This is a genomic window from Nannocystis sp. RBIL2 (assembly GCF_026626745.1).
Lineage (GTDB): Bacteria > Myxococcota_A > Polyangia > Nannocystales > Nannocystaceae > Nannocystis.
The window spans coordinates 2,773,701-2,783,741 of the sequence record NZ_JAPNJW010000001.1; the positions used below are offsets into that span (position 1 = coordinate 2,773,701).

Consider the following 10,041-nt stretch of genomic DNA (forward strand, 5'->3'; position numbering starts at 1 on the left):
CGCGACATACTCCTACGAGGCCGCGGACTGCGAGCCGGCGCCGCCCTCCGCCGGTGCATCACCGCGTTGCGGACCGTTCTCCGTGGCGAGCGCGCGCTCCAGCCCGTCGAGGATCAGCCCGAGCCCGAATTGGAACTCGTTCCCGTAGGCGTACCCCGGCTTCAAGATCAGCTCGGCCGCCATCGCCCCGAGATGCGGGAATGCGTTCGACATCATGGGCTGCTGCTCCAGAATGCTCTCGGTCGCTGCCTGGATGCTGCCGGACGGGTCGAGCGGCAGGGAGGCCTCCTGCATCGCGAAGCCCCGCACGTAGCTGTCGAGGATCGACAGAGCGTGCGCCGCCATGGGGATCGAGAACCCGGCGGCCCGCAGGTACCCGATCACCGTGTCGGAGTACCGGAGCGTCGCGGGGCCAGGCGTGGTGCGCGAGTCCAGAATCGCTATCGCCCACGGGTGCCTGGCGAGGACGGCGCGCGTCGACTCCGCGCGCCTCCGCATCGCCGTCTTCCACGCCTCTCCCGGCGACGGGAGCTCCATCTCGCCGAAGACGATGTCGACCATCCCGTCGAGGATGTCCTCTTTGCTCTTCACGTGGTGATAGAGCGACATGGCCTCGATCCCGAGCTCGCCCGCGAGCTTGCGCATGCTGAGCGACTCGATTCCGCCGCTGTCCGCGAGCACCATCGCGGTCTGCAGCGCTCGCTCGCGAGTCACCGGCGTCCGCGAGGCGCCCTTCGCTCGACCGGCCCGCCCCGATCTCGTCCTCGTCACTCTTCCCGGCTCCGGTCCCGTCGATCCATTGACGGACCTTACACCGTATGGTAGACCAGCGCCACAGCGACCTTACACCGTAAGAGTCTCCCCAGCCGATCGAAGGAAGTCATGCCCTCCAGCGCCCGAGCCGAACCGCTCCACGCGAGCCCCGCAGCGTCCGGCCACACCCCGCACCGGCCGCTCGACCTGCCCACTCCACCGAGAGACCGGTCGCGAACCGCGGCACGCGTCGTCGGAATCCTCATGCTGGGCGCGTTCCTGACCTACGGCATCGGCAGCACGCTCGCCGTCGCCAACACGAGCCCGGGTGGCTCCTCCGCCCTGCTCCTCGCCGGCACGGGCTCCATGCTGCTCAACTCCCTCATGGTCATCACCATCGGCGTCCTGGTGTTCCCGATCGTGGGCCGCTTCAGCAGGTCCGTCGCCTCGATCTACCTGGGCACCCGGATCTTCGAGGGCCTCGCCCTCGGCGCCGGGGCGGTCGCTCTGCTGACGATGACCGGCCCCGCAGCGATCGCCACCAACTTCGTCGCCTACAACGTGGCGATGGCCGGACTCGGCATCGGCAGCCTCGCGTTCTGTCTGGAGCTCCTCCGCTCGGGCTTGGCCCCCCGCTTCCTCGCGCTCTGGGGCCTCGTCGGCTACGCCTCCTTCGCCGCGGGGTGCCTGCTGGAGCTCGCCGGCGTGACAGGTGCCGGGCTCGTCTCCGCGATGCCCGGCGCGGGCTTCGAGGTCACGTTCGGCATCTGGCTGATCGTCAAGGGCTTCCGCACCGGCGTCACCCGGTCGGCCCCCGCATGAACGGCGACCGCACGCGGCGAACGGGAGAACCGTCCGCGACAGGCCGATGAGGCCCACGCGTCGTCGTGGCAGCACGCGGCGGCGAAACGAGGTTCTTCCGCGAGTGAAAGCGCGGCTTCCGGAAAGATGATAGGCCTTTCCACGCCCGCCCCGAAGTCGCCCTGCTCGCCCGCCCCTTCCGACCTCTGTGTCGCGGCGATGCAGGGCTCTTCCCCCGCCCTCCCATGCGATCTCGCATCCCGTTCACGCGCATCCGCCTGCTGCTGTTCGTGTCGACGGTCCTCGCTTCCTGCGGTGGACAGCGCGCGACCGCTCCATCGGCGAAGGCTTCACCGGTGAGCGAAGGGCTGCAGGCACCGCCCCGCGGCGCGGGGCTCGAATCGCCGCAGATCGCCGAGTACGTGGTGGAGGTGTTCGAGGACAGCAAGGGCCAGCTGTGGTTCGGCACCATGAGCAAAGGCGTGGCCCGTCACGACGGCCGCACGCTCACCTATTTCACCGAACGGGACGGTCTATGCGGGGATACCATCCACAGCATCGCCGAGGGCAAGGATGGTGCCCTGTGGTTCGGCGGGCACACGGGAGTGTGCAAGTACGACGGCAAGACTTTCACCCGCTTTTTCGCGGGCGAGGGCCGTGTCCGCACGGATCGCAGCGGCACCGTGTGGGTGAGCACCGACGACGGCGTGCTTCGCCACGACGGCACCTCGTCGACCCCGTTCGCCATCCCGTTCCGGGCGGAGCGGCCCGCCGCTTACAGCATTCGGCCCGGCCGCATCACCTTCCAGTTGGAGGACAGCAAGGGCAACCTGTGGTTCGGCTCCGACGGCCTCGGCGCGATCCGTTATGATGGCAGTACCTTCACGCAGTTCACCAAGAAGGACGGCCTGTGCAGCGATACCGTCTGGACCATCCGCGAGGATCGGCAGGGCCGCCTGTGGTTCACGTGCGTCCAGGCTTATCAACCCGCCATGACCGGTGATGGCGGCGTTTGCTATTACGACGGCAAGACCTTCACGAAGTTCGCGGACGTGGCCGGCCTCAGCGAAAACGACATCTATACCCTCTACGAGGACCGCGCAGGGAACGTCTGGATCGGCGCCTCGCACGTGGGTGCGTACCGCTACGACGGCAGGACCTTCACCCTGTTCAAGGACACGGACCGGCCGGACCTGACCGTGCATTTCGGTCTGCAGGCCTTGCTGGAGGACAAGAACGGCACGCTCTGGGCCGGCTTCTCCGGCGGGCTCTTCCGCTTCGACGGGCAGTCCTTCGTCCATGTCGGCCAAAATGGGCCCTGGTAGTCGGGCCCTGGTAGTCGGGCCCTGGTAGTCGGGCCCTGGTAGCAGGGCCCTGATCGCCCGCCGTGGCGAGGGCAACCCTCAAGGGCAGTCGAGGTCGACCTGCGCGCTCCCTGATGAAAGCAATCCCTCGCAGGCGGCCCCGCACAGCCGGACGCGTGAATTGCTGCCGTCGGTGTACACCCAGCCGTCGCCGGTCGAACAATTCAGGTTCGGCGAATACGCGTAGTTCGTGCCGTCGACCGTCACGCGGGTCGCCGTCGGATCGGCCGGCGTGTCGTCGAGGATGAGTTCGCAGCCGAGGGTCACGCGGACCGCCTCGTCGAGGTACGCGCCGAGCTCGCTCTCGTCGGAGGCGTCGTAGAACTTGGCCGCGCCGGCCCGCGGGCGCCCACCTGCTTCGGCGAGCGTGTTGAACTCGACCACCGGATTGGTGTTGTCCGGGTTGCCGTCCTTCAGGGCCTGGCTGTAGGAGTCGAGCAGGCCGACGCCGACGACGGCCGTCGGGATCTGGTCGTTCGACCAGGCGGCGCCGACGATCGCGTGGACGCTCGTGTCGAGGACCTCGAACAGCCCCTCGACGTTGGGCGCGCTGTCGGAACAATTCGGCGAGCCGTCGCCGATGAGCACCATCGCCCGCGCTTCGTTCGCCGGCGCCGAATCGAGGGAGGAGAGCGCACCGTCGAGGCCTCTGGCCATCGGCGTCGCGCCCTTGAGCGTCGCGTTCGCCGCCGGCAGCGCGGCGCCGATCGCCGCCGCGCTATTCAACGCCGGGGCGACCTCGGGGCTGCCGTTGGTGACGCACGCCCCCTCGCTGTAGTCGGCCGTCGCGGCGCTCGACGGGAACATCATCAGGCCGAGCTTGTGCTGCGCCTGATACTTGCCGATCACCGCGGTCAAGGTCTTGTGCAGGCTGCTCCACTTGCTGACCGCGGGGGTCCCGGGGTTGCCGTCGTGATCCCAGGTGCCGACGGAGAACGAGCCGCTGCGGTCGAGCACGAAGATCAGGTTGGTCGTCGGCGCGTCCAGCTGGAGGTTCTTGCAGTTGCCCGGCTCGCCGGTGGTCATCGGCGGATCGGTGGTCGGGTCGCTGTCCGACGTCGGCCCCGGGCCGCCCGTGACGGTCGGATCGCTCGTCGGTCCGCTGGTCGGATCGCCGGACGGATCACCGCCCGGCCCCGCGCTCGTGTCGCTGGTCGAGCCGTCGGTCGGATCGCCGCTCGGGTCGCCGCTCGGGTCGCCTCCGGACCCACCGCCGGGGCTCATGCACAGGTTGTTCCCCTGGCAGACGAGGCCGTCGAAGCACTGCCCTTGAATGCACGCCCCGCTGATGAACCCCGGATTGATGCCCGCGGAGTCCAGCGGATCGCTGTCATTGGTGCAAGCGAGGGAGAGTAGCGAGATTGACGAGAGGAGACGTATCGACACACTTGGCATGACTCGGACGATCGCGGCCGGCGCGGGCTGATAGAGCGGCAATGTGTGGACGCGGCGGCCGGTCGGCCGGGTTCGCCGCCGCGCGGTTCGGTCAATCGTCTACGTGTATCACAGGCACGGGTCACTTGCGGGGCGACGGCGGGGCGGCACCGCTGGTCGTGGATCGGCGCGCAGTCGGACGCCCGACGGCAATGGGGCGAACACGAAGCCGACGTCCTCGATGCGCACCGCCTCGATCCCGGGTCGACCGCCGCTGCCGGACGGACCGCGAGGCCCCTGGCGCCAGGCGGGCTCGTGCGGCACCCCGAGCAGGGCGTGCGCGAGGGAGCGCCCATGCACCGCGGCACCGGGCGCACCTCCTGCGACATCGATGCGGACCCTCTGGGCCAGGCTCGGCGACGCCGTGAAGGTCACCCCGGCGGTCGGGCCGATCGGGGCGCGCCGGGACGCGAGGCCCATGACGCCGTACGGCCGCGTCCGCTCACGCGTCGATCAGCGACTCGCGGACGATCGCTCCCGTCAGCGTCTCGCCGCCGACGGTCACGTAGAGCTGCCCGTCGTTGCGCGTCAGCTCGAGCTTGCCCTTGCGATCGATCTTCGCCTCGAGCGCGTCGAGGAACGCCGGCTCGAGCCGCCACACCGCGATCGTCTCCGCCTTGTGGATGGCCCGGTTGGCCGCGTCGCGCCGCAGTTGCGTCAGCGGCGTCGACGTGAACAGCGACACCTGGCGCGCCGCCTTGGTCGCCTTGTGAAGCCGCTCCGTCGCCGGGCTGCCGACGTCGATCCACTCGAGCAGCACGCCGGTCGGGTCGCGCACCGCGATCGTCGGGTCGTCGGTCGAGGCGATGCCGTCCTTGCTGAAGGCGATGCCGTCGGCGAGGCTGAGGCAGTAGGCGATCGTCCGCGTCAGCATGAAGCGGAGGCTCTCCGACGGGTGCCGCGCGATCCGCAGGTCGAGCTCCTCGTACACGTTGCGGTCGACGTCCGAGAGGCTGATCTGCAGGTGGTAGAGCGTCGCCGTCAGGGCCATGTCGCGGCGTCATACCACGGACGCGGCCAGACGCCGGGCCGCGGGCGCCTGCGCGGGCTGCGGAGCGGGCCCCGCCGGGCCGCTTCGGGCCACCGCTCACGCCCGCGGCCCCTCGCCCCCCGCTCGATGACGTGGGTTTGCCGGCAAATTCCCACTACTCTCCGGCCACCCATGATCGCCCTTCGCCGTCTCGCCGTCGCCCTCGCCGTGGTCGCAGCGCCGCTGGCTTGCAAGCACACCCCGGCCGCCACCGACGGGGCTACCAACGACATGTTGTTCGCGGTCGCGTGGCTGCAGACCAGCGCCGAGTACGAGGCGTCGGCGCTGCAGGCTTACGGCGCCGCTGGCCCGGCGCTCGAGCGCGCGCTCGCCGACACTGCCTGGACCGCCGCCGTCGAGCAGCAGGGCGACTTCTCGGCCTTACCGCCGGCGATCATCGTCGACGTCGACGAGACGGTGCTCGACAACAGCGCCTACCAGGCGCGGCTCGTCGCCAGCGGCGGCGAGTTCGCCCCCGACACCTGGAACGCGTGGATCGAGGAGCGCAAGGCCACCGGGGTGCCGGGCGCCGCCGCGTTCCTGAGCGCCGCCGCCGCCAAGGGCGTGCGCGTGTTCTACGTGTCGAACCGCGACGTCCCGCAGGCCGAGCCGACCCGCGACAACCTCGCGCGGCTCGGCTTCCCCGACACCGCCAACCTCGACACCTTCTACTTCCGCGACCCCGATCGCGGCTGGAAGGAGAAGAGCCCGCGCCGCGCCGAGGTCGCCAAGAAGCACCGCGTGGTCCTGATGTTCGGCGACAACCTCTTCGACTTCGTCGACAAGGACCACCCGACGCTGGTCGAGCGCGCGGCGCTCGTCCGCGATCACGCCGCCTGGTGGGGTACGCGCTGGTTCGTGCTCCCGAACCCGATGTACGGCTCGTGGGACGACGCCCTCTTCAATTACGACCGCACCAAGACGAAGGCGCAAAAGCAAGAGCTGCGCCTGCAATCGCTGGACCCCGCCGAGTGAGCGCCCCCCGGCGCCGCGCGACTCGCCAGCGCCATCCCCAGGAACCGCGAGGGGGACGGGTGGGTGAACGACAGGGGCGCCGGGGTCACTTCTCGAGCGCTCGCTTGGTGAAGCGGTCGTCGGGCAGCGCCGGGTTGACCTTCCACGACTTGCGCACGAGCCGGGTCTGGCCGCCCTTGACGCTGTCGACCATCTTGAGCTCCGCGGGTGAGCACACGTTGCCCTCGCAGGAGTAGCCGGTGCGGGTCTCGGCCTTGAGCTGCTTGCCCTGGGCATCGAAGTACTTGAGCTCCCCGGGGAGCTTGCGCTCTTTGTTGACGGCGATCTCGATGCGAGCGTACGGCGTGTCCATGCCGGCCTTCGGCGTGAGCACCAGCTTCCAGGTCGTAGCGTCCTCGCCGGTGCGGGTGGCGGTGTAGCGCGGGCCGTAGGCGGTGGTGGTGAGGTCGTCTTGGCTGTAGACGAGGCCGAAGAAGCCCTGATCGGCCGCGGTGCCGGCGATCCGGCGGACCTTGCCGAACGCGGGCAAGAACACGTACATCTCCGTCGGAGAGAGCACGAGGGCCTTGGTGCCCTTCATGTCGGCCGGGGCGCTGAACTCGATGAGATGCTTCTTGCCCTTTCTCGACAGCTTCATGGCCATCGTCCGCTCGGGCGCGCCCGCCTCCTGATTCAAGACCTCGAAGTCGAACACGAGGGTCTGGGCGCGGTTCATCGCCGCGTCCATCTCGGCGAGGAGTTGGTCGCCCGCCGGGTCGGCGGCGGCGGAGGTGGAATGGGCGAGAGCCGCGACAGCCACAGCGACGAATACGACAGCACGATGCATCTTCATAAGGACCTCGAACAGCGACAGGATGGATGAATGACAATCACGACCCATCGAGCGCCGCTCCAGGGTGAAGAGCCAAGACCGTCGGGTTGCGATCCAAAAGACTTTGAACTTTTTTCGCGCCCTTGCGGACGCCATCCTCGGTGCGGGGCGGGGTTTAGCCCGACGCTCTCCGCTTGATCCGTAGCCACCCGAGACGGGGCCCGCGGCCGGGCGGGGTCGCCCCGTCGAGCGAGCGCGAAGATGCGCCCGCAAGGGCACGAAAAAAGTTCGAAGTTTTTTGGATCGCAACCGGAGGGTCCTGGCTCTTCACCTCTGAGCCTCCCTATGGCCGGTCGTCCTCCGGCGGAACCTGAACCGGGCGGACCCATCCACCCCGAGGCTCGACGAGAAGCTTTATGACCTCTCAGAAGAAACCTTCGCCTGGCAACAACCGGTCCCATGTCGCGCTGACGCTCGATCGGCGCGGCTTCCTCTCGCTGGGCGCCACGCTTGGCGCGAGCTTCTTGCTCCCCGAGCTCACAGGTTGCAGTCCGGGGGATGACGACGCTCCGCGGCCGGTTTCGAATGGAGAGCTCTTCACGCCCGCCAGCGTCCGCTCTCGGGACGGCGTCCTCGATATCGAGCTGACCATCACAGAGACCGAAGTGACGGTGGGCCAGCATACGTTCATGACCCGCGCGTACACGGGTCTGAAGGTCAATCGGGGCGAGTCGAGCCTCGGCGATGCGCCGTACACGGGGACGGTCCCGGGCCCGACCATCGAGCTCCGCCCGGGTGACCAGCTCAAGCTGAAGCTCATCAACCTTCTTCCGGACGACGACAGCGCCGTGGACCCCCCCGACTGCGCCACGGGCAGCGGCGGCGGCGGCGGGCACGGCGGCGGGCACGGGGCGGGCACGCACAACAACTCGACCAACCTCCACACGCACGGCCTGCACGTCGACCCCGGGCCGCCCGGAGATGACGTCTTCTTGATCATCGGTCCTGGTGAGAGCTACGACTTCGTCTTCGACATCCCGCGAGACATCGCCATGCCGGACGGGACGAAGGCCAATCACCCCGCCGGGACCTACTGGTACCACCCGCATATGCACGGATCGACGGCGATCCAGGTGGCAGGTGGCATGGTCGGGGCGATCATCATCCGCGACGAGGAGAGAGACGACCTCGACAGGCTGTTCTCTCCCGAACCCGGGCCGGGGCAGGGCAAGGAGCAGCTCCTCGTCGTCGGCGAGTACATGATCCAGACCATGGATTCGTGCGATGGCAAGACCCGCCTCGCTACGTATGGGGAGATGGGCCATGCCGGTCCCCTTCCTCCTGGCATCGATGATTTCTTCCACGTCAACGGCCAGCTCGATCCGATCCTTCGCATGCGCCCGGGCGAGGTGCAGCGCTTGCGGCTGCTTCACACGGGATTTCGTGCCCCGCTGGACGTCGCCTTCCTCCGCGTGCCGGACGATCAGCTGGATCCCACCACGTCGTTGCCGAAGCCTGACTACGATCCGTTCGGCTACTCTTGCGCCTCCTCGAACGGCCCGCCCATGCTGAACCGGGACGAGCTGCGGGCGAAGTCGGCCACGTACTACCAGGTCGCCACGGACGGGATCACGTACGGCGCGCCCCTGAAGATGCCGCTCGCCGACCCCGTCTCCGAGGTCGAGTACGTCATCCCGCCGGGCGGCCGCGTGGACATGCTCGTCCAGTTCGAGGCGGGCACCTACCAGATGGTGGCGCTCGGCTACCTCGACTTCGTCTGCTGGGCGCCGCAGGTCCTCGCCACCGTGGTCGTCTCGGGAGATCCGGACACGAGCCTCCAGATCCCCCAGGTGCTCACGCCGCCCGCGCTTTACCCGTCGTTCGACGACATGGCGAAGCCCGGCAACGAGGTCACGAACACCCGCCAGGTCGAGTTCACGGTGACCCAGGACGCCGCCGGAGCGCACTTCCTCATCGACGGCAGGCCGTTCTGCATGAGCCGGGTCGACCAGTGCATCCTCCTCGACGCCGTGGAGGAATGGACGCTCGTCAACAAGGTCACCGACACCGCGGGAGCGACGGTTCATCCCTTCCACATCCATGTCAACTCGTTCCTCGTGACGTCCATCAACGGGAAGACTCCGGCCCAGCCGATCTGGCGCGACACCTGCCTCATACCCACGAACGGCATGAACGCCGACGGCACCCTCAAGTTCCTGTCGCGCTTCCTGCATTACAAGGGACAGTACGTGCTGCACTGCCACATCCTCGAGCACGAGGACGAAGGCATGATGCAGATCGTCGAGGTGCAGGAGGCGGCCTGCCCGGCGCCGCCGGTGGACGACTCGTGTGACTCCGAATGAGTCTCCAAAGAAGGACGAGAAACTGCCACCTCGCCCGAGTCAATAGGATCGCCGACGCGCGTGGGCATGCGTGCAATCGCACTCTACACTGACCAGTCGGGCGCCCGTCGGGCGCCCATTGGGCGCCCACCCACCGCTCGATGACGTCAGCACACCACGCCTCGTTCGATTTGCCCCGAGCAATCCGCCATTTCTCAACGATGCGAATTTCGAACGAATTATGGCAGGAACGGCGACAAGACCGTCACGGGCAGGCCGCGGGGCACCCACGCCCGCAGCACGATGATGTCTTTTCTCTCGTCGAAGACGAGACGAATGTGAACGCGGTTTTCCTCGATGACGGCAAGCTCCGGCTCCCTGCAGAGCGTCAGCGGCGGCGGCATCGCCATCGCACTCGAGGATGAGGAAGGCGAGGTTGCCGAGATCGATCACCAAGGCCGGTGGATCCCGAGGTCGACCCGCGGGCACCGGCTGCATCCCGTGATCGGTGCGAAGCTCGGCATGGCCTGC

General features: G+C 68.3%; 9 protein-coding genes. 4 read left to right on the top strand and 5 right to left on the bottom strand.

Translation table 11 applies throughout. The annotated features are described in order from the left end of the window. Window positions 1-12: 12 nt before the first annotated feature. Entirely contained in the window at window positions 13-684 is a 672-nt protein-coding gene (locus tag OV090_RS10740) for a TetR/AcrR family transcriptional regulator C-terminal domain-containing protein (protein WP_276604602.1), read from the bottom strand. Window positions 685-1,017: 333 nt separating this feature from the next. Between OV090_RS10740 and OV090_RS10745 the strand changes: the two genes are divergently transcribed. Next, window positions 1,018-1,575: a DUF4386 domain-containing protein gene (locus tag OV090_RS10745; RefSeq protein ID WP_267703495.1), complete on the top strand. Its 558-nt coding sequence runs from the start codon at window positions 1,018-1,020 to the stop codon at window positions 1,573-1,575. A gap of 224 nt (window positions 1,576-1,799) precedes the next feature. Beyond that, on the top strand, window positions 1,800-2,879 hold the full coding sequence (locus OV090_RS10750; protein ID WP_267703496.1) for a two-component regulator propeller domain-containing protein: 1,080 nt from the start codon (window positions 1,800-1,802) through the stop codon (window positions 2,877-2,879). Between the two features lie 78 nt (window positions 2,880-2,957). Here OV090_RS10750 and OV090_RS10755 read toward each other — a convergent pair whose 3' ends face one another. After that, complete coding sequence (locus OV090_RS10755) at window positions 2,958-4,304, bottom strand: hypothetical protein (protein ID WP_267703497.1); 1,347 nt, start codon at window positions 4,302-4,304, stop codon at window positions 2,958-2,960. 490 nt (window positions 4,305-4,794) lie between these two features. After that, a complete protein-coding gene (locus OV090_RS10760) occupies window positions 4,795-5,343 on the bottom strand; it encodes a YaeQ family protein (protein ID WP_267703498.1) in 549 nt (182 codons plus the stop codon). Between the two features lie 171 nt (window positions 5,344-5,514). Here OV090_RS10760 and OV090_RS10765 point away from each other — a divergent pair, with 171 nt between their 5' ends. Beyond that, on the top strand, window positions 5,515-6,357 hold the full coding sequence (locus OV090_RS10765; protein ID WP_267703499.1) for an HAD family acid phosphatase: 843 nt from the start codon (window positions 5,515-5,517) through the stop codon (window positions 6,355-6,357). Window positions 6,358-6,442: 85 nt separating this feature from the next. On the opposite strand, the gene OV090_RS10770 is transcribed toward OV090_RS10765, so the two are convergent. Beyond that, complete coding sequence (locus tag OV090_RS10770; RefSeq protein ID WP_267703500.1) at window positions 6,443-7,156, bottom strand: outer membrane lipoprotein-sorting protein; 714 nt, start codon at window positions 7,154-7,156, stop codon at window positions 6,443-6,445. 701 nt (window positions 7,157-7,857) lie between these two features. Here OV090_RS10770 and OV090_RS10775 point away from each other — a divergent pair. After that, complete coding sequence (locus OV090_RS10775) at window positions 7,858-9,531, top strand: multicopper oxidase domain-containing protein (RefSeq protein ID WP_267703501.1); 1,674 nt, start codon at window positions 7,858-7,860, stop codon at window positions 9,529-9,531. 218 nt (window positions 9,532-9,749) lie between these two features. Here OV090_RS10775 and OV090_RS10780 read toward each other — a convergent pair whose 3' ends face one another. Continuing rightward, window positions 9,750-9,920 (bottom strand): hypothetical protein, encoded by a 171-nt coding sequence (locus tag OV090_RS10780; RefSeq protein WP_267703502.1) that lies wholly within the window; start codon window positions 9,918-9,920, stop codon window positions 9,750-9,752. Between the last annotated feature and the right edge of the window lie 121 nt (window positions 9,921-10,041).

Bases quoted from the DNA above. Each gene is read 5' to 3' on its own strand.
- OV090_RS10740 (WP_276604602.1), bottom strand. From the start codon at position 684: ATGGTGCTCGCGGACAGCGGCGGAATCGAGTCGCTCAGCATGCGCAAG.
- OV090_RS10745 (WP_267703495.1), top strand. From the start codon at position 1,018: ATGCTGGGCGCGTTCCTGACCTACGGCATCGGCAGCACGCTCGCCGTC.
- OV090_RS10750 (WP_267703496.1), top strand. From the start codon at position 1,800: ATGCGATCTCGCATCCCGTTCACGCGCATCCGCCTGCTGCTGTTCGTG.
- OV090_RS10760 (WP_267703498.1), bottom strand. From the start codon at position 5,343: ATGGCCCTGACGGCGACGCTCTACCACCTGCAGATCAGCCTCTCGGAC.
- OV090_RS10765 (WP_267703499.1), top strand. From the start codon at position 5,515: ATGATCGCCCTTCGCCGTCTCGCCGTCGCCCTCGCCGTGGTCGCAGCG.
- OV090_RS10775 (WP_267703501.1), top strand. From the start codon at position 7,858: ATGACCCGCGCGTACACGGGTCTGAAGGTCAATCGGGGCGAGTCGAGC.
- OV090_RS10780 (WP_267703502.1), bottom strand. From the start codon at position 9,920: ATGGCGATGCCGCCGCCGCTGACGCTCTGCAGGGAGCCGGAGCTTGCC.